The organism is Actinoplanes sp. NPDC000266 (genome assembly GCF_042899005.1).
Classification (GTDB): Bacteria; Actinomycetota; Actinomycetes; order Mycobacteriales; family Micromonosporaceae; genus Actinoplanes.
This window is the reverse complement of sequence record NZ_JBIAZI010000017.1, coordinates 84,205-101,054: the sequence shown is the minus strand read 5'-3', so window position 1 is coordinate 101,054 and position 16,850 is coordinate 84,205. Positions and strand designations below refer to the sequence as shown.

Annotated in this window: 19 protein-coding genes; 8 read left to right on the top strand and 11 right to left on the bottom strand. The window is 71.0% G+C overall.

Annotation, left to right across the window (positions count from 1 at the left end; all coding sequences use genetic code 11):
* Window positions 1-8 precede the first annotated feature (8 nt).
* On the bottom strand, window positions 9-611 hold the full coding sequence (locus tag ACFY36_RS46495) for a TetR/AcrR family transcriptional regulator (protein WP_499752345.1): 603 nt from the start codon (window positions 609-611) through the stop codon (window positions 9-11).
* A gap of 46 nt (window positions 612-657) precedes the next feature.
* Here ACFY36_RS46495 and ACFY36_RS46490 point away from each other — a divergent pair, with 46 nt between their 5' ends.
* Window positions 658-1,692, top strand: a complete 1,035-nt coding sequence (locus ACFY36_RS46490) for a glycoside hydrolase family 113 protein (protein WP_499752344.1) — start codon at window positions 658-660, stop codon at window positions 1,690-1,692.
* On the opposite strand, the gene ACFY36_RS46485 is transcribed toward ACFY36_RS46490, so the two are convergent.
* Together ACFY36_RS46485 and thrC are read right to left on the bottom strand one after the other, a co-directional pair.
* The gene (locus tag ACFY36_RS46485) at window positions 1,683-2,870 is read right to left on the bottom strand and encodes an MFS transporter (RefSeq protein ID WP_499752343.1); all 1,188 of its coding nucleotides are present in this window, start codon (window positions 2,868-2,870) and stop codon (window positions 1,683-1,685) included. The genes ACFY36_RS46490 and ACFY36_RS46485 overlap by 10 nt on opposite strands.
* 91 nt (window positions 2,871-2,961) lie before the next feature.
* Window positions 2,962-4,053 (bottom strand): threonine synthase, encoded by a 1,092-nt coding sequence (thrC, locus tag ACFY36_RS46480; RefSeq protein ID WP_499752342.1) that lies wholly within the window; start codon window positions 4,051-4,053, stop codon window positions 2,962-2,964.
* A gap of 55 nt (window positions 4,054-4,108) precedes the next feature.
* Here thrC and ACFY36_RS46475 point away from each other — a divergent pair, with 55 nt between their 5' ends.
* The gene (locus ACFY36_RS46475; protein WP_499752341.1) at window positions 4,109-4,897 is read left to right on the top strand and encodes a MurR/RpiR family transcriptional regulator; all 789 of its coding nucleotides are present in this window, start codon (window positions 4,109-4,111) and stop codon (window positions 4,895-4,897) included.
* 20 nt (window positions 4,898-4,917) lie between these two features.
* Here the strand turns inward: ACFY36_RS46475 and ACFY36_RS46470 are convergent, their stop codons facing one another.
* On the bottom strand, window positions 4,918-5,379 hold the full coding sequence (locus ACFY36_RS46470) for an Lrp/AsnC family transcriptional regulator (RefSeq protein ID WP_498699169.1): 462 nt from the start codon (window positions 5,377-5,379) through the stop codon (window positions 4,918-4,920).
* A 116-nt stretch (window positions 5,380-5,495) separates the two neighbouring features.
* Between ACFY36_RS46470 and ACFY36_RS46465 the strand changes: the two genes are divergently transcribed.
* Window positions 5,496-6,350: an LLM class flavin-dependent oxidoreductase gene (locus ACFY36_RS46465; RefSeq protein WP_499752340.1), complete on the top strand. Its 855-nt coding sequence runs from the start codon at window positions 5,496-5,498 to the stop codon at window positions 6,348-6,350.
* A 50-nt stretch (window positions 6,351-6,400) separates the two neighbouring features.
* Here ACFY36_RS46465 and ACFY36_RS46460 read toward each other — a convergent pair whose 3' ends face one another.
* The gene (locus tag ACFY36_RS46460) at window positions 6,401-6,697 is read right to left on the bottom strand and encodes a hypothetical protein (protein WP_499752339.1); all 297 of its coding nucleotides are present in this window, start codon (window positions 6,695-6,697) and stop codon (window positions 6,401-6,403) included.
* A 142-nt stretch (window positions 6,698-6,839) separates the two neighbouring features.
* On the opposite strand from ACFY36_RS46460, the gene ACFY36_RS46455 reads away from it, so the two are divergent.
* Window positions 6,840-7,817, top strand: coding sequence for a universal stress protein (locus ACFY36_RS46455; RefSeq protein WP_499752338.1), 978 nt, complete (start codon window positions 6,840-6,842; stop codon window positions 7,815-7,817).
* Here ACFY36_RS46455 and ACFY36_RS46450 read toward each other — a convergent pair.
* The 4 genes from ACFY36_RS46450 to ACFY36_RS46435 all read right to left on the bottom strand — a co-directional run bounded on the left by ACFY36_RS46450 (window position 7,814) and on the right by ACFY36_RS46435 (window position 11,260).
* Complete coding sequence (locus ACFY36_RS46450) at window positions 7,814-8,491, bottom strand: type 1 glutamine amidotransferase domain-containing protein (RefSeq protein WP_499752337.1); 678 nt, start codon at window positions 8,489-8,491, stop codon at window positions 7,814-7,816. The two genes, ACFY36_RS46455 and ACFY36_RS46450, sit on opposite strands and share 4 nt — an antisense overlap.
* A 76-nt stretch (window positions 8,492-8,567) precedes the next feature.
* Window positions 8,568-8,945: an Asp23/Gls24 family envelope stress response protein gene (locus ACFY36_RS46445; protein WP_499752336.1), complete on the bottom strand. Its 378-nt coding sequence runs from the start codon at window positions 8,943-8,945 to the stop codon at window positions 8,568-8,570.
* 47 nt (window positions 8,946-8,992) lie between these two features.
* Window positions 8,993-9,871 carry a hypothetical protein gene (locus ACFY36_RS46440; protein WP_499752335.1) on the bottom strand — a complete coding sequence of 293 codons (879 nt, stop codon included), beginning with the start codon at window positions 9,869-9,871 and terminating at the stop codon, window positions 8,993-8,995.
* A 3-nt stretch (window positions 9,872-9,874) separates the two neighbouring features.
* Window positions 9,875-11,260: an amino acid permease gene (locus ACFY36_RS46435; protein ID WP_499752334.1), complete on the bottom strand. Its 1,386-nt coding sequence runs from the start codon at window positions 11,258-11,260 to the stop codon at window positions 9,875-9,877.
* An 82-nt stretch (window positions 11,261-11,342) separates the two neighbouring features.
* Between ACFY36_RS46435 and ACFY36_RS46430 the strand changes: the two genes are divergently transcribed.
* From ACFY36_RS46430 to ACFY36_RS46420, 3 genes are all read left to right on the top strand, one after another.
* A complete protein-coding gene (locus ACFY36_RS46430) occupies window positions 11,343-11,780 on the top strand; it encodes a MarR family winged helix-turn-helix transcriptional regulator (protein ID WP_499752333.1) in 438 nt (145 codons plus the stop codon).
* A gap of 71 nt (window positions 11,781-11,851) precedes the next feature.
* Window positions 11,852-13,243, top strand: a complete 1,392-nt coding sequence (locus tag ACFY36_RS46425) for an MATE family efflux transporter (RefSeq protein WP_499752332.1) — start codon at window positions 11,852-11,854, stop codon at window positions 13,241-13,243.
* A 58-nt stretch (window positions 13,244-13,301) separates the two neighbouring features.
* A complete protein-coding gene (locus ACFY36_RS46420) occupies window positions 13,302-14,768 on the top strand; it encodes a B12-binding domain-containing radical SAM protein (RefSeq protein WP_499752331.1) in 1,467 nt (488 codons plus the stop codon).
* 108 nt (window positions 14,769-14,876) lie between these two features.
* On the opposite strand, the gene ACFY36_RS46415 is transcribed toward ACFY36_RS46420, so the two are convergent.
* Together ACFY36_RS46415 and ACFY36_RS46410 are read right to left on the bottom strand one after the other, a co-directional pair.
* On the bottom strand, window positions 14,877-15,119 hold the full coding sequence (locus ACFY36_RS46415; protein ID WP_499752330.1) for a hypothetical protein: 243 nt from the start codon (window positions 15,117-15,119) through the stop codon (window positions 14,877-14,879).
* Window positions 15,120-16,013: 894 nt separating this feature from the next.
* Window positions 16,014-16,244 carry a hypothetical protein gene (locus tag ACFY36_RS46410; protein WP_499752329.1) on the bottom strand — a complete coding sequence of 77 codons (231 nt, stop codon included), beginning with the start codon at window positions 16,242-16,244 and terminating at the stop codon, window positions 16,014-16,016.
* A gap of 44 nt (window positions 16,245-16,288) precedes the next feature.
* Between ACFY36_RS46410 and ACFY36_RS46405 the strand changes: the two genes are divergently transcribed.
* The gene (locus ACFY36_RS46405) at window positions 16,289-16,846 is read left to right on the top strand and encodes a phosphoesterase PA-phosphatase (RefSeq protein ID WP_499752328.1); all 558 of its coding nucleotides are present in this window, start codon (window positions 16,289-16,291) and stop codon (window positions 16,844-16,846) included.
* Window positions 16,847-16,850 lie beyond the last annotated feature (4 nt).

Genomic DNA, 16,850 nt, shown 5'->3' with positions numbered 1-16,850 from the left:
GCCGGTCGTCAGGAAAGGCGGCCGGCGTCCCTCGAACGGACGAGGGGAAGGTAGACCTCGTCCACGATCTCGCGGAGCACCTCGTCCGGGACGGTAGGGACGCCACGGGTGACGAACTCGTTGCGGAGCAGGTCGATCGCGACGGTGGCCACACGCGGGTGGAGCGCCTCAGGATGAGCCTCACCGCGGGCCACCGCGCGGCCCAGGATGAGCAGCCAGGCGGCGGCCGTGGTGTCGCTGGACCGGTCGGAGAGCTGAGCGAGCAGCTCCTGCGCGGATCCGGCGGCGGCCATCAGCTCGCGCAGGATCGCGCCCAGCGGTGAGCTCCAGTGCCGGTTGGCCAGGCGCAGCGTCTCGAGCACGTCCCCGCGCAGCGCACCCGTGTCGGGCGGCTGAAAAGCCTTGGCCAGCAAGCGGTACGCCGCGATGCCGAGCGCCAACCGGTCGGGCCAGCGCCGGTAGAGGGCGTTCTTGTTGGTGCCGGCCCGGCGGGCCACCCGGTCCATCGTCAGCCCCGCGTAGCCCGATTCGACGAGCTCGTCGGCCGCCGCCCGCAGCAGCGCCTCCTCCAGTTCGGCGCCGCGGCGCCGGGTCGCCGGGGTCTTGTTCATGGCACAAGCATCGGGTTGCCGGCACGTCGCCGTCAAAATAGGGTACGTGGAGTACCTAACTGGGGAGGCGTTCGTGCGGGGCAAAGGCATCACTTACGACACCGGGTTCGTGCTGCGGGGGCGCAACTCCCGGCCGGTCTTCGACCTGAAGCAGGTGGAGCGGGAGCTGAGCGTCATCAAGGAGGATCTGCACTGCACGGCGGTGCGGATCATCGGCGGCGACCCCGAGCGGATCGAGGCGGCGGCCGCGATCGCCCTGCGCGCCGGCCTCGAGGTGTGGTTCTCGCCGTACCCTCTGGAACTGACCGAAAGCGCGATGCTGGCGCTGTTCGCCGACTGCGCGAGGCGCGCCGCGCGACTGCCCGGTGACGTCGTCTTCGTCGCCGGGGCCGAGCTGAGCCTGATGAATCCGGGATTCCTGCCGGGCGGCGACACCCGGGAGCGCGTCGCGGCGCTGCGCCGGCCCGAGGGCGTACGGGAGACGATCGGCACCCTGACCGTGCGGATCAACGACTTCCTCGGGCGGGCCGTGGCGGTTGTGCGCGAGCATTTCGCCGGCTCGATCACGTATGCGTCGGTGCCGCTGGAACGCGTCGACTGGGCGCCGTTCGACTTCGTGTCCGTAGACCTGTATCGCTCCGCGCGGGTGGCGGACATCTTCGCCGAGGGCGTACGAACCCTGGTCGCGCAAGGAAAACCGGTGGCCGTCACCGAGTTCGGCTCGGCGACGTACCGGGGCGCGGGTGATGCCGGCGCCGAAGGGCTCGACATCGTGGAGTACGACCCGGAGGGCGGCCCGGTGCGGCTGACCGGCGACCACGAGCGTGACGAGGAGGGTCAGGCCCGCTACCTGCGCGAGACCCTCGAAGTCTTCGACGCCGAGGGCGTGGACACCGCTTTCGTCTTCATCTTCGCGCTCGGCGACCATGTTCACCGCCCGGACGGCGACCCGCGCGACGACCTCGACCGGGCGAGCTACGGCATCGTGAAGGTCTACGAGGACCGCACCGGCGAGACGTACCCGGACATGCCGTGGGAACCGAAGGCCGCCTTCCACACGGTGGCCGCCCTCTACCGCTGACCGCGAGGGCGCAGGGCCGGCGCGCTCGCCGCGACGAAAACGGCCAGCAGCACCGGGATCCCGAGCGCGACCGGCAGGGTCACCACGGTGGCGACGGCGCCGATGAGCACCGGGCCGAGCAGGAAGCCCAGATATCCGATGCTGACGACGGTCGACAGCGCGCGGCCGGCCCGCTCCGGATCCCGCTCACCGGCGGCGGTGAAGACCTGTGGGGCGATGCAGGACAGCCCCGCGCCGAGCAGCCCGAAACCCACCACACCGGCGACCGGCTGGTTCACGAGCAGGGCGGCGCCGAGACCAACGGCGGCCACCAACCCACTCAGCCGCACGAGGAGGACCGGCCCCAGAGCACGGGTCAGCCGATCACCGAAGATCCGGCCGACGGTCATCATGATGGCGAACGCCGCATAACCGTACGCCGCGAAGCCCGCACTGGTTTCCAGGTTGTCACGCAGGTAGACGGCGCTCCAGTCGGCGGCCGCCCCCTCACCGACGAGCGTGCACAGAACGAGAACGCCGAGAAACATGAGCATCAGCGAACGGCGCTCACCGAACGCCCGCGCGGTGGGCGGCCGTTCAGTGACGGCCGGCGCCGGCGCGGCAGGCCGCGACGACAGCAACCAGGACGCCGAGCAGACGGCCAGGACGACGACGGCGATGCCCACGGTGAGCAGGGTGACGCCCACTCCCGCCCCCGCGCGGGCGAACAGGCTGCCGATCATGGCGCCGAGGAAACCGCCGACGCTGTAGACGGCGTGGAACGACGACATGATGGGGCGGCCGGCCGCCCGCTGCACCTCGATCGCGTTGGCGTTCATGGCGATGTTGAGCGTGCCGTGCGTGGCTCCGAACAGGAACAGGGCCACACACAAGGCCACCAGACCACCGGCAAACCCGGGCGGCACCAGCAGCACACCCTCGAGCACCATCGCCGGCACGAGCACCCGCGCGCTGCCGAACCGGTCGCTCAGCCGCCCGATCAGCACCATCCCGGCGATGCACCCGGCGGCGAACGCCAGCAGCGCGATACTGAGGCGCCCGTCGCTCAGGCCGAGGTTGCTCTTGACCGCCGGAATGCGCGCCGTCCACACCCCGAGCGCCGTACCGAAGCCGAGGAAGGCCAATGACGCCGCCACCCGGCCCCGCCGCACGCCCCGATCGACCGACGTCAGTTCCATAGCGACCACTCAAGGTCATATCGATCCTTGAATCAAGCCCTGACCGCCAGCGATGCGTGTTTGCGCTCCAGGCCAGGGCGGGAACTCGCAGCTACAGCGCGAGCAGGACCGAGGCGGCCTCCTTCGTGGTGGGGCCGGTGTGGGCGGTGTCGAGCCCGTCGCGCAGGGAGGCGTCCGGGTCCTTGAGGCCGTTGCCGCTCAGCGTGATGACGATGCGGGCTCCGGGCGGGACGACGCCGGCCCGGTGCTGCTTCAGCAGGCCGGCGACACCGGCTGCGGAGGCGGGTTCGGCGAAGACGCCGTCGTGGCGGGCGATGATGCCGTACGCCTCGAAGATCTCCTCATCGGTGACCTCTCCGATCAGCCCGCCCGATTCGTCCCGCGCGGCCACGGCGGGCGCCCAGGTGGCCGGGCTGCCGACCCGGATGGCGCTCGCCTCCGTCCACGGCCGGGCCACGGCCTCGCCGCGTACGAAAGGAGCCGCACCGGCCGCCTGGAAACCCCAGACGCGAGGGAGCGCGCGCGAACCTGGAGATGCGTGATCAGGAGAAGCGGGCGCGGCCGAACCCGCGTAGGCGCGGTACCCCTGCCACGTGGCGGTGATGTTGCCGCCGTTGCCGACCGGGAGGCAGTGGATGTCGGGGGCCGCGCCCAAGGTGTCAACGATCTCGTAGGCGACGGTGCGCTGACCGGACAGGCGCAGCTCGTTGTTCACCGAGTTCACCAGGGCCACCGGATGGTGAGCGGCCAGGTCGCGGGCGATGCGCAGGCAGTCGTCGAACGTTCCGCTCACCTCGACGACGCGCGCTCCGTAGCGGACGGCCTGGCCCAGCTTGCCTTTGGCGACACCGGACTCGGGGATCAGCACGGCGGCGGCGATGCCGGCCCGGGCCGCGTAAGCGGCGGCCGACGCGCTCGTGTTGCCGGTCGACGCACAGATCACCAGCTCGGCGCCGTCGGCGGCGGCCTGCGTGATGGCCACGGTCATGCCCCGGTCCTTGAAGGAACCGGTCGGGTTGGCGCCCTCAACCTTCAGCCAGACGTCACCGCCGGTCACCTCCGACAGATACGCGGAGTGCAGCAATGGAGTGTTGCCCTCATGGAGAGTGACCGCCGTCGTCCCGGCCGCGATCGGCAGGAAGCGGCGGTAGGAGCTGTTGATCAGGCCACGCCAAGGGGTCATGCCGAGCAATCTAACATTTGTTTCGTCCTGGGCAAGACGTGTAACGTTTGTCATCGTGATCGACAGGCTGAGGGAGATCTATCCGGAACTGACGCACGGCGAGCAGGCGATCGCCCGGGTGCTGATCGACGACTACCCCTACGCGGCGCTCGGTTCGTTGCGCGCGCTCGCCGATCGGGCCGGCGTCAGCCCGCCGACCGCGTCCCGGCTGGTGGCGAGGCTCGGGTTCGACGGCTTCGCCGATTTCCAGGCGGCTGTACGAGCTCAGGACCGCTCACGCCTACGCTCGTTCGTGAGCGAACCGTCAGGTTTGGACAGCGCGGCGAACAGTCTGCGCACCGGTCTCGACGGTTCCCTGGCCGCCGTACCGGACGGCGTGCTGACCGAGATCGCCCAGCAGTTGGTCACGGCCGGCACGGTGTGGGCCCTGGGTGGGCGGCTCAGCGAGCTCGCGGCCGAATATCTCGTCCGGCAGCTCGCCAGCCTCCGGCCGGGTGTGAGCCATGTGCCCGGCCCGGCTTCCGCCCGGGCCCGGGTGCTGCTCGATCTCCAGCCGGGGGATGTCGTCGTCGCATACGACTTCCGGCGCTACTCCCCCGAGACCGCGCGTTTCGTCACCGCGGCGAAAGGACGCGGAGCCCGGCTGATTCTGATCACCGACGAGGGAAGCACCGGCCAGGCCGACGTGGTGGTGCGGCTTCCGCGCGAGGCGGCCGGCCCGATCGACCCGATCACCCACGAGGTGGCCGTGACCGAACTGATCCTGGTCGCCACCGCCGCACGCCTCAGCCCGGCCGCGCGCCTGGCCGAACTGGAGGACCTCACGCGAGCCCTGAAGGGCTGAGCCGCCGGGCACGGGTACGACTATGGGACGGGGGTGGGCTTGTCGGCCACGACCTCGTAGACCAGGTCGGTGGTGATCGGGCCGATCTGGGCCAGATCGTCGGTGATCTCCTCCAGATCGCGCAGGCCGGTGGCCACGATCTCCATCATGTAGCAGGACTCGCCGGTCACCCGCAGGCAGCGCACGATCTGCGGGTGCCGCTCGAGCACCGTCGCGACCTCGGCGTCGAACAAGGGGCCGTTCACCTTCATGCGTACGACCGCTCGCAGTGCGTAACCGACAGCCTCCGGGTCGACGTGGGCCGCGTACGCCGTGATGATCCTCTGCTCCTCCAGCGCGCGCAGCCGGGCGCGGGTCGCCGAGACGCTGAGCCGGATCTCGACGGCCAGGTCACTCAGGGTCGCGCGGCCGTCGCGCTGCACGGCTTCGAGCAGCGCGTGGTCTGTTTCGTCCAGCTCTTTCAGAGCGCCGCCGTTCGTCACCCGGCGATGATGCCGCAGAACCAGCGGCGCGTCGGTAAATGTTCGGCAAATGTGCGGCGCGGGTGGGCCGGATCACGGCGCCTGAACCCGGGCGCCCGGGGCGCGTCATCGGAATTATGAAGATCGGAATCGGGCTACCCAACCACGTCCGCGACGTCGACGCCTCCACCATCCCGGCCTACGCGGCCCGGGCCGAGCGGGCCGGGTTCGCCACCCTCGGCACCATCGGGCGGATCGCCTACCCGGGCGTCATGGACACCGTGGCGCTGGCCGCCGCGGCCGGCGCGACCACCACGATCGGCCTGCTCAGCAACGTGCTGCTGGCGACCGTGTGGCCGCCCGTGCTGCTGGCCAAGGAGGTCGCGTCGATCGACGGCGTCTCCGGTGGGCGGCTCACCCTCGGCGTCGGCATCGGACAGCGGCCCGACGACTTCGTCGTCGACGGGCTGGGGCCGCGCGGGCTCGGCCGCCGCATCGACGCCGACCTGGAGATCTACCGGTCGGTCTGGGACGGCGAGCCGGTCGGCGGCGGCGACAACGGGGCCGTGCCGCTGACCGCACGGCGGGTGCCGATGATCTTCGGTGGGCGCAGCCCGGCCTCGTACGAGCGGATGGCCACCTGGGGTGACGGCTACATCGCGCCGGCCGTGCCGCCCGCCTATCTGGCCGAGAACTTCGACACCGCCCGCAAGGCCTGGAAGGACGCCGGCCGCGAGGGGTCGCCCCGGCTGATCGCCATCAACTACTTCGCCTTCGACGACCTCGAGAAGGGCCGGGCCGGGGTGGCCGACTACTACGGCACCGCGCCCGCCGAATACCGCGACATCGTCGTGGGCAGCATCGCCGGCGGCGCCGCGGCCGCCTGGGACGCGGTCCAGGCGTTCGCCGACCTCGGCGTCGACGAGCTCGTCTTCCAGCCCTCCACCGCCGACCCGGACGGCATCGAACGCTTGGCCGCGGCCGTCCTCTGACACCCAGCCGCACGAGATTGCACGAACGAACAACATCGAGCAGTCGACGACTACCCGCGGCCGTCCTCCAGAGGCTCCATGGGGTGGCGCTCTTCCTCGCGGAGCGCCACCCATTCCATGGCCCGCAGGTACTGACGCCGGGTGATCGCGCCCGCGGCCAACTGAGCCGCGAGAGCGCCCTCAAGGCTTTCGGGTGAAGGCGCCGACGCGGAAGGCGAGGACGCCGCGGAAGCCGGGGACGGCTCGGAGGGCGCGGGAAACGGCTCCGCTGACGGAAGGACCCGGAACCACGACACCATCACACCGATCATCAGGGCCAGCAGGATGACCAGCACCGCGACCACCATCGTCAAGCACCTCCGCCCTCCAGCCTCGTCGCGGGACGAGCCGGACGACAGGGTCCTAAGTCCCACCCTCCCCGAGCAGATCGCCTCTGCCGCGCGCACCGCGCCCCGGCCGACGATCGAGGGGAAGGAAGGGAGATCGGCCATGAGGAATCCGGCAGTGGTCGTCGGCACGGACGGGACCGCCTGCGGCACCGCGGCGGTCGAATGGGCGGCGGGCGAGGCCCGGCGCCGGGGTGCGCCTCTGCGCATCGTGCTCGCCTACGACTGGGATCTGCACGACTCGCGGTTCGCCGTCGGCAGCGAGTACGCCGACGTGGCCCGCAACCTCGCCGAGACGACGGTGGCGGCCGCACACAGCCGGGCCCGGGCCCTCGAGCCGGGCATCAAGATCGAGACAGACGTTCTTCCCGGGTACGCCGCACCGAGGCTCCTGGAAGCTTCCACAGGAGCCGCCCTCCTGGTGGTCGGCAGCCGCGGCCACGGCGGCTTCGCGGGCATGCTGCTCGGCTCGGTCGGCCGCAAGATGGCCTTGCAGGCCCCCTGCCCGGTGGTCATCGTGCGGGGCCGCACCGCGCCCGCCGGCCCGGTCGTGGCCGGCCTCGACCACGCCGGCCCAGTCGTGGCCAGCCATGACGCCGCCGCCGACGCCGGCCCAGTCGTGGCCAGCCGTGACGCCGCCGCCGATGCCGGGCCGGTCGTGGCCGGGCTTGACGACTCGGACGCGATGCTGGCCACCGCCTTCGAGGCGGCCGCCGCCCGCGAGACCGGCCTGACCGTGGTCCGTGCCGTCCGGCCCGCCGTCCCGCTGTGGCTCGGCGTGCCGGCCGCCGCCGTGCCCCTGCCCGAGGACGACGAGACCGAACGCCGGCAGCTCGCCGCCCAGCTCGCACCCTGGATCGAGAAGTACCCCCGGGTGCCCGTCACCACCGTGCTCTCACACGACAGCGCGGCCGCCGCCCTCGTCGCCGCCTCGGCCAAGGCCCAGCTCGTCGTGGTCGGCAGTCACGGGCACAACAACGTCAGCGGCGCCCTGCTCGGCTCCACCGGCCTCCAGTTGCTGCACCACGCGCACTGCCCAGTGTTGATCGACCGCTCAGTGTTGATCGACCGACAGGCCTAGGCTTCGAGCTGCTTCAGCAGAGCCGCGGCGGCGGCCGCCGACGACTGCGGGTTCTGCCCGGTGACCAGGTTGCGGTCGACCTCCACGTGGGAGGACCACGGCGCGCCGGCCTCGACCTTCACGCCGGCCTCGTTGAGGCGGTCCTCCAGCAGCCAGATCGCCTTGGCGGCGTGGCCGGCCTGGGTCTCCTCGGCGTTCGTGAAGGCGGTCACCCGATATCCCGCGAACGCGTTGCGGCCGTCGCTGTCGACGGCGGCCAGCAGCGCGGCCGGGCCGTGGCAGACCACGCCGAGCGGGGTGCCCGCGCGCAGCGCCGCCGCCAGCAGCTCGCCGGAGCGGGCGTCGACGGCCAGGTCCTCCATCGGGCCGTGGCCGCCGGGCACGTAGACCGCCGCGTAGTCGGCCAGGTTCACGTCGGCCAGCGCGATCGGCTGCTTGAACTCGGGCGCGGCGTCGAGCACCTCGCGGAACTTCGCGGCGTCGCCGGCCAGGCTGCCCTCGTCGACCGGGGGCACGACGCCGCCCGGCGTCGCGACGACGACCTCGTGGCCCGCCTTGGTGAACTCCTGGTAGGGCACCGCGGCCTCTTCGGCCCAGTAGCCGGTCGGGTGCTTCGAGCCGTCCTTGAGGGTCCACGCGCCGGCGCCGGTCATGATGAACAAGATCTTCGACATGCCTCAACGCTAGGCCGGACTCCCATAGGCCGGCCAATAGTCGAAGGAATGCGAGCCATCGGTTTCCCGATGGCGGCTACAGCGTCGGCGTGGACGCGCCCGGCATCGCGATGTCGTCGACCTTGACGTTGACCCCGGTCACGGTCAGGCCGAAGCCGGACACCGCCTCCGAGACCTTGGCCTGAACGGCCTTGATGACGTCGGCCACGACCGCGCCCGACGCGATCACCAGCACGACGGTGACCTCGACGGCCGCGCCCTTCACCGACGCGTGCACGCCCCGGGTGGCGTCGCCGACCTCATCCAGGCCGATCCGGTCGAGCACCCGGTCGAAGAAGCGGGCCACGTCGCCGCCGAGGTCGGACACGCCGGGCACCTCGCGGGCCGCGGCCGCCGCGATCTTCTCGACCACCTCGCGGGAGACGCTGTTGACACCAGCCACGCCGTCGCTCATGACACTCCCCATACGCCAAGCCGGAAACCCGGGCAGCGTATCAACGATCATGGAATGTCGTTGCTCTGCGGGGCGACGGTCGGATTCATCGCCCGCCATCCGTCGCCGTTGATGGCGCGGGCCCGGCCGGCCAGCCGCTTCAGCGCCTCGTCGGCGGCCGGGCCGCGCTCGGCGCCGCTGTAGCCGATGAAGGCGATCAGGCCGGGCTTCGGCTCCCAGGCGATCGCGCCGTTGCCGCCGAAGACCGAGGTGAGCTCGCCGGTCGCGTACAGGTGGTCCTCATAGCCGCCGGCCGCGGCCACGCCGGTGAAGGTCAGGCCACTTCCGAGGGCCTCCCGCTCCCCCACCTCGGCCGATCCGTACCGGACCTCGTGGATCGACGCCGGCCGGTAGGTGCCCGAGGCGACCACGGACAGGCCCGGCGGCGGGCTGACGACCGGCCGGCCGCCGGAGAGCCGGACCCGGTCGGCGATCGCCCGCAGGTCGGCCGCGGGCAGGTCGCCGCGTACCCGGACGTGGCCGCCGCCGAGCGCCTTGACGACCGCCCCGCGCGAGGTCGCGGAGGCGGCGACCGGATAGGTGATCACCGCGCCGTCCCGCCCGAGCGCACCACCCGCGCGCCGGACCACGATCGTCCACGGGCCGGCGCCGGCCTCGGTGTCACGGCGGTCGAGGACGGACCCGGGGTCGCACGCGCCTTCGATCACGATCGCCACCGGCGAGGCGCCCGTGACCGCGGCCGGGGCTCCCGAAGAGGGCCCCGTACACAAGGAAGTGGGGGTAAGGGTGACCGGAGCAGGCTGCTCGCCCCCGTCGCGGTTGACGAAGAGGAGGACGCCGAGAGCCGTCAGGAGGACGGCGACCGCGCCCACCAGGCGAAAGCGCCTCGGCGGCTTGTCCGATCCGAAGGTGACGATGTCGGCCACGGACTAATTATCGTTCAACTTCGAATGGTGGCGGCTGTAGAGGAAGTACACGGCCGCGCCGAGCAGGAACCAGATCAGGAAGCGCAACCACGTGACCGGGTCGAGGAACGTGATGAGCCAGATCGAGAAGAGCACGCCGACCGCCGGCACCACCGGCATGCCCGGCACCTTGAACGAGCGGGGCAGCTCGGGCCGCCGGTAGCGGAGCACGATGATCGCGACGCAGACCACGACGAAGGCTAGCAGGATGCCGATGTTCGTCAGCTCGGCCGCCTCCCGGATCGGCAGGAAGCCCGCGATGAGCGCCGAGGCGATGCCGGCGATCCAGGTCACCCGGCTCGGCACGCGCCGCCGCGGATGCAGGCCGGCGAACCAGGCCGGGAGCAGGCCGTCGCGGCTCATCGAGTACCAGACGCGGGTCACGCCGAGCATGAAGGTGAACATGACGGTGAGGATGCCGATGATGGCGCCGACCGCGATGACGTCGGCCAGGCCGGACAGGCCGACCGCGGCGAAGGCGGACGAGAAGCCGCTCTCGGGGTCGATGTCCTGGTAGTTCTGCATGCCGGTGAGCACGAGCGTGGCCAGCACGTACAGCACCATCGAGATGGCCAGCGAATAGATGATCGCGCGCGGCAGGTGGCGCCGCGCGTCCTTGCTCTCCTCGGCCGCGGTGCTCATGGCGTCGTACCCGAAGACCGCGAAGAAGACCGTGGCGGCGCCGGTGACTGCGCCGCTCCAGCCGAACGGGAAGAACGGCGAGTAGTTGTCGGTGTTGATGTGGAAGAACCCGACGACCACCACCAGCAGGACCACGAAGACCTTGATCCCGACGACCGCCGTCTCGGCCCGCGCCGCCGCCCGGATGCCTTGATTGAGCAGGTACGCGATGAGCAGGCACAGAATCATGGCGAACAGGTCCACCACGTGCCCGTCGCCGCTGCCGGGAGCGCCGAGCATCCAGGCCGGCAGGTCGAGGCCGAGCTCGCCGACCAGGAACGAGAAGTAGCCGGAGATGCCGATGGCGACGACCGCGACGATCGCCGTGTATTCCAGCAGCAGGTCCCACCCGATGAACCAGCCGACGATCTCACCGAGGACGACATAGCCGTACGTGTAGGCGGAGCCGGCCTTGGGGATCATCCCGGCGAATTCGGCGTACGACAGCGCGGCCGCGGCCGAGGCGATGCCCGCGATGAGGAACGAGATCAGCACGGCCGGCCCGGCCGTCTCGTGCGCGACCGCCCCGGCCAGGGCGAAGATCCCGGCGCCGATGATGCCACCGACCCCGATGGCCGTGAGCTGCCACAACCCGAGCGACCGCTGCAGGTCGGTGTCCCGCTCGTCCTCGACGTCCTCGACGGGCTTGCGCCGGAAGATGCCCTCCATTTCCTCACCTTGCATCAACATCCATGGATGCGCCAGACTTAGAGCGTTGACAGTTAGAGTCCGAACGTTTAGAGTTCTAACCATGGACGCTCCGAAGCTCACCACCTCCCTCGATCTCATGCGATGGATCGGATGGGCCCAGCGCAAGGCCGGCGAGGAGTGGGTCCGCGAGCGCGACCTCACCCACGAGCAGGCCTTCGTGCTGGGCTATCTGGTGCAGAGCCCCGGCGCCATCCAGCGCGACATCGCCGACGTCACCCGCACCAGCGCCGCCAGCGTGTCGAGCCTGCTCCAGGGGCTCGAGCGCCGCGAACTGGTCGAGCGCCGCACGGAGCCCGGAAACGAGCGGAGCAAGCGGGTGTACGCCACGTCGGCCGGCGCCGAGCTGATCGCCGGATTCACCGCCGCGATGGCCGCCACCGACGAGACCATCCTGGCCCCGCTCTCCCCCGCCGAGCGGGCGGAGCTCCTGGCCCTGCTGACCAAGATCACGGCCGAGCTGGCGCCGCCCAGCCGCTGACCGCCCTCCCCACCAGACGCGACGGCTACGCGCCGCCGCGCGATGACCCCTGCCCTTTTAAGGAAACCGCCATGAACAACCGCTGGTACCTCTCCTCGGCGCCGATCACCCGAGCCCTCGTGCACCTCTGCGTGCCGATGGCCGCCGGCTTCGTCATCGGCGCCCTCTACAACGTCGTCAACTCCGGCTTCATCGGCTCGCAGCACGACACCTCCCTGCTCGCCGCCATCACGTTCGGCACGCCGGTCTTCGCCCTCGTCCTCGCGTTCGGCGGCGTGTTCGGCGTCGGCGGCTCGGCCCTGATCGCACGGCTGCTGGGCGCGGCCGAGAACGACCCGGCCCAGGCGGGCCAGGTCAAACACGTCTCGTCGTTCGCCGTCTGGGGATCGGTCGTCACCGGAGCCGTGGTCGGCGGCATCGGCCTGCTCCTGCTGCACCCACTGGTGTCGCTGCTCGGCGCCGACGCCGCGGCGGCCCCCGCGACCCGGGAGTATGTGGCCGTCATGCTGGCCTTCGTGCCCGTACTGGCCGCGGCCTTCTGCCTGGAAAGCCTCGTGCGAGCCGAGGGGGCCGCCCGCCAAGCCATGATCGGCCTGGCCGTCTCCGCCGCCGGCAACCTCGTCTTCGACGCCCTGTTCATCCTCGTGCTGCACTGGGGCGTGGCCGGGGCCGCGCTCTCGGTCGGCCTGGCCAACCTGCTCAGCATCGGATATTGGGCCGTCTGGCTGCACCGCCACAGCGAGCACATGAGCCTCGCCCCGCGCTGGTTCACGCTGCGCCCGGCCGTGCTCAAGCCCGTCCTGGGCGTCGGGGTCGGCCAGTTGCTCCAGGGCGGCTTCCTGATCGTCACCGCGCTGATCCTCAACAACCTCGCGGCTTCGTACGGCGACGGGCCGCTCGCCGCCATGGGCGTCGCCGTCCGCATCGCCCAGGTGCCGGAGTTCCTGCTCATGGGCGTGACGGCGGGCGTGCTGCCGCTGCTGGCCTACGCGTACGGCAAGGGCGACCGGAAGCGTCTCACCTCCGCGCTGCGCTCCTCCGCGATCGCGGTCGGCGGCATCGGCCTGCTCTTCCTGGTCACGCTGGTGGTCTTCCGCGAGCAGGCGTTCGCCGTCTTCTCGGCCGACGACTCGGTCCTCGCGATCGGCGTCACCGTCCTCGTGGCCCAGCTGACCGCCATGCTCGCCAACGGCTTCACCGGCCTGCTCACCTCGCTGTTCCAGGCGACCGGCCGGGCCCTTCCGGCCACCGTCATGTCGACCGCGCAGGGCGTCCTGTTCATCCCGGCCGTCCTGCTGGGCAACGTGTGGTTCGGCCTGAGCGGCATCATCTGGGCACTGACCTTCACCGAGTGCGCCGTGCTGGTGGTCGGCGTCGCCATGTGGCTGGCCGCGCGCCCGTCGATCGACCGCGGCCTGGCCGAGGGCAGCACCGAGCGCGCCCTCGCGATGGCCGAGGCCTGAGCGAATCCTTCACAGATCGCCCACCCGTCCTCCCGGTCCGGTCCCTAGCGTTCGCGGCATGCGCGTCACGATGATCCTGCCCGCGTTGACCGAGGCCACCAGCCCGCTGTTCCGGCCGATCAAGTACTCGCTCTTCCCGCCGCTCGGCCTGGCCACGCTCGCGGCCTACCTCTCCCCCACCGACGAGGTCCGGATCCTCGACGAGCACGTCACGAAGCTCGACGTGGACGACGACACGCCCGACCTCGTGGTCATCCAGGTCTACATAACCTCGGCCCGGCGCGCGTACGAGTTGGCCGATGCGTACCGGGCCCGGGGCGTCAAGGTGGCGCTCGGCGGCCTGCACGTCACCTCGCTCCCGGACGAGGCGGCGGCACACGCCGACGTGATCTTCATCGGTCCGGGCGAGGACACGTGGCCCCGCTTCCTGGCCGACTTCCGCCAGGGCTCTTTCGCAAGCAGATACACCAGTTCCCGCCGTACGCTGGCCGGGCTCCCGCCGATCCGCAGGGACCTGATCCAGCGGCACCGCTACCTCGTGCCCAACTCGATCGTGGTGACCCGAGGCTGCCCGCACCACTGCGACTTCTGCTACAAGGACGCGTTCTTCGAGGGCGGGAAGTCGTTCTACACGCAGCTGGTGGACGACGCGCTGGCCGAGATCGACCGCCTGCCCGGCAAGCACCTGTACTTCCTCGACGACCACCTGCTGGGCAACAAGCGCTTCGCGTCGGCCCTGTTCGACGGCATGCGCGGCATGGGCCGCCTCTGGCAGGCGGCGAGCACGGTCGACGCGATCCTGGCCCCCGGCCTGCTCGAGAAGGCGGCCGCCGCCGGCCTGCGCAGCATGTTCGTCGGCCTGGAGACCATCAACGCGGCCAACCTGCCCTCGCAGCGCAAACGCCAGAACGTGGGCCGCGACTACGGCGCGGTGGTCCGCCGCCTCCACGACACCGGCGTCATGATCAACGCCAGCTTCGTCTTCGGCATGGACGACGACGGCCCCGACGTCTTCGACCGCACCGTCGCGTGGGGCGTCGAGCACGGCCTGGAAACGGCGACGTTCCACATCATGACGCCGTATCCGGGCACCGCTCTCTACAAGCGCATGGAGCCCCGCCTGCTCCACCGGGACTGGGACCGCTACGACACCCGCCACGTGGTCTATTCGCCGCGCGGGATGACCGCCGCCCAGCTGGAGGAGGGCTACTGGCGGGCCTACCGGGATTTCTACCGTTGGCCCAACATCTGGCAGGGCGCCAAGGACAAGCCCGCCCGCTCCCGGCTGCGCCACTTGGCGTACGCCGGCGGCTGGAAGAAGTTCGAGCCACTGTGGGACGCCCTGATCAGATCCGGTCAGGTGCTGCGAGCCTTGCCGTTGCTGGAGCACGCGCTGTCCTGGCGCGACCAGCAACCCAGCGGCCGGATCCCCCACGAGGCACTCCCGGCCCTGAGCGTCGCCCGCCGTGAAGTCGTCGAGACCGAGCACGCGCACCAGGCTCGGCGCGGGCCGGAATCGCTCTGACCATCCGCAGCGGGCCGGTGTGGCCGGTCGCCCAGCTCCGGCCGGACACCGTGTTTGCGACATGCGAATGCGGAACGGATCGCATTACGGAACCGCATGCCGACCCGATCACCCGCGCCAAGGTGGCACGTTTTTCCTCTTACCGCTCCGCTGATTTTCGCGGGACAATAACTCATGCGCCAGATACGGGGTCAGATGCAATTCTTCAACCACACCCAGATAGCACAATGGCGCGACCCCACCAAACGCCGAAACTACTCCGCCGGCGCCGAAGAATTCCGCCGCGAGCATCACGAGCGCCGACAGTACGGATTGATTCAACGCCACACCCGCAAATGGCGCAGCCTGCACGGCGACACCCCGATGCCACCACTGCCCCCACCCCGCCCCTACCGGCCACGCCACCGCCACCCGGCCGCGCCAGGCCCGGCTGGCCCGGCCGCAGTCGGCCCGATCGCCTCGACCACCCCAGGCCCGGCCACCGCAGGCCCGGCCACCGCAGGCCCGGCCACCGCAGGCCCGGCCACCGCAGGCCCGGCCACCGCACACCCGGCCACCGCACACCCGGCCACCGCAGGTCCGGGCGCCAAGGGCCCGGCTACACCAGGCCTGGCCGCCGCAAGTCCGGGCGCCCCAGATCTGGCCGCCGCAGGCCCAGCCGTCCCCGACCGCCGGCCAGCCTCAAGCCGGTCAGCCCAGCGCCTCAAGCCGTACCCGCACGAGCCACTCAACCCCCGACGGCAGCCACCACTGGGCCACCGGCCATGGTGCTGCCGAGGAGGCCTGCCGCGCGCCCACCACAACGCCACCGCCGGGACCACGATGACGGCCCTCGACCGCACGCTTTATTGCGCCCGTCGAAAACCAGGGGCTGCGCCGATCGGCACACGCCTAGCCACCGGCGCCGGACAAAACTAAAACAGCTGCACGGCGCCCACCGCGACCATTCTATCGCCGTCGGGAAAACAACTCAACGACGACATCGGTCGCCATACCAAAGGAGCCGTCCAGGGACAGGAAGACGGCTCACGGAAAGCCTCCGCGGTGCATTGAACTCCCTGACCACCTGACACCGTCCGCGATGATCGCCATCCGCGAAGGCGGCGCTCCTGGCGCGCTTCCGTCGGGTCGAAAGCCGGCCGGAAGGGCTTGGAACGTCTCAGTGTCATGCGGCCCGGCCTAGCAATCACCGGCGTCTGGCGCTCCGGCCGGACCATGGGTGGCCGTGAGCGCGGTGACACGCGGCTAGTCCCGCGGGAGGTCCTGGTGGCGGGCCATCCAGCGCAGGGCGTAGAGGCCGCCGGTCAGGGCGGTCGCGGCGGGGACGAACAGCAGCAGGGCCGTGACGAACGAGTAGTCCTTGCCGTCCGCGGCCAGCAACGCGATCGGGGGCAGGAGCAGCAGGCCGACCATGACGTACAGCCAGACGGGCTGCTCGCGGTGCGGGCGGCGCAGGAATCCGGTGTGGTTGGTCATGGTTCCCGACATACCCGAAACGGGCGGGACCTATCGTTTCGCTCGTGACATCGCAACAAAACACCCTCGCCCGTGTCATCACTGAGGTCTTCGCCCCGGCGGTTCTGGTCACCGCCCTGCTGCTGGTGGTGGGCCGCTGGTGGGGTGTGCCGGCCGCCGTCTTCACCGCGGGCATCCCCATGGCGTACGTCTTCCGTGGCGTCCGCCGCGGCGACTGGGCCGACCACCACATCCCCGAAAGGGCCCACCGGAAGGCCCCGCTGCTGTTCGGGGTGGGCTCGGTGGCGGTCGGGCTGACCGCGCTCGTCCTGCTCGGGGCGCCGCGGTCGCTGCTCGCCCTGATGATCGCCGGGGTGGCCGGGCTGCTGGTCTTCGGCGCGGTCACCGCGTTCTGGAAGATGTCCATCCACGCCGGGGTCGCCGCCGGCACGGTCGCCGTGCTGGTCGCCGTCTACGGGCCGTGGGCCCTGCTCAGCACCCTCTTGCTGCCTCTGATCGGCTGGTCGCGGGTGCGGCTCACCGCGCACACGCCGGCCCAGGTCGTCGCCGGGACCCTGACCGGCGCGTTCATCGCCGGCACCGTCTTCCCCGCATTGCGGTGATCGA

What these genes read in the sequence shown, in the direction of transcription:
- ACFY36_RS46430 (WP_499752333.1), top strand. Translation starts at nt 11,343, where the DNA reads ATGGACGCTCCGAAGCTCACCACCTCCCTCGATCTCATGCGATGGATC.
- ACFY36_RS46445 (WP_499752336.1), bottom strand. Translation starts at nt 8,945, where the DNA reads ATGAGCGACGGCGTGGCTGGTGTCAACAGCGTCTCCCGCGAGGTGGTC.
- ACFY36_RS46455 (WP_499752338.1), top strand. Translation starts at nt 6,840, where the DNA reads ATGAGGAATCCGGCAGTGGTCGTCGGCACGGACGGGACCGCCTGCGGC.
- thrC (WP_499752342.1), bottom strand. Translation starts at nt 4,053, where the DNA reads ATGACCCCTTGGCGTGGCCTGATCAACAGCTCCTACCGCCGCTTCCTG.
- ACFY36_RS46450 (WP_499752337.1), bottom strand. Translation starts at nt 8,491, where the DNA reads ATGTCGAAGATCTTGTTCATCATGACCGGCGCCGGCGCGTGGACCCTC.
- ACFY36_RS46435 (WP_499752334.1), bottom strand. Translation starts at nt 11,260, where the DNA reads ATGGAGGGCATCTTCCGGCGCAAGCCCGTCGAGGACGTCGAGGACGAG.
- ACFY36_RS46465 (WP_499752340.1), top strand. Translation starts at nt 5,496, where the DNA reads ATGAAGATCGGAATCGGGCTACCCAACCACGTCCGCGACGTCGACGCC.
- ACFY36_RS46425 (WP_499752332.1), top strand. Translation starts at nt 11,852, where the DNA reads ATGAACAACCGCTGGTACCTCTCCTCGGCGCCGATCACCCGAGCCCTC.
- ACFY36_RS46420 (WP_499752331.1), top strand. Translation starts at nt 13,302, where the DNA reads ATGCGCGTCACGATGATCCTGCCCGCGTTGACCGAGGCCACCAGCCCG.
- ACFY36_RS46495 (WP_499752345.1), bottom strand. Translation starts at nt 611, where the DNA reads ATGAACAAGACCCCGGCGACCCGGCGCCGCGGCGCCGAACTGGAGGAG.
- ACFY36_RS46460 (WP_499752339.1), bottom strand. Translation starts at nt 6,697, where the DNA reads ATGGTGGTCGCGGTGCTGGTCATCCTGCTGGCCCTGATGATCGGTGTG.
- ACFY36_RS46485 (WP_499752343.1), bottom strand. Translation starts at nt 2,870, where the DNA reads ATGGAACTGACGTCGGTCGATCGGGGCGTGCGGCGGGGCCGGGTGGCG.
- ACFY36_RS46410 (WP_499752329.1), bottom strand. Translation starts at nt 16,244, where the DNA reads ATGACCAACCACACCGGATTCCTGCGCCGCCCGCACCGCGAGCAGCCC.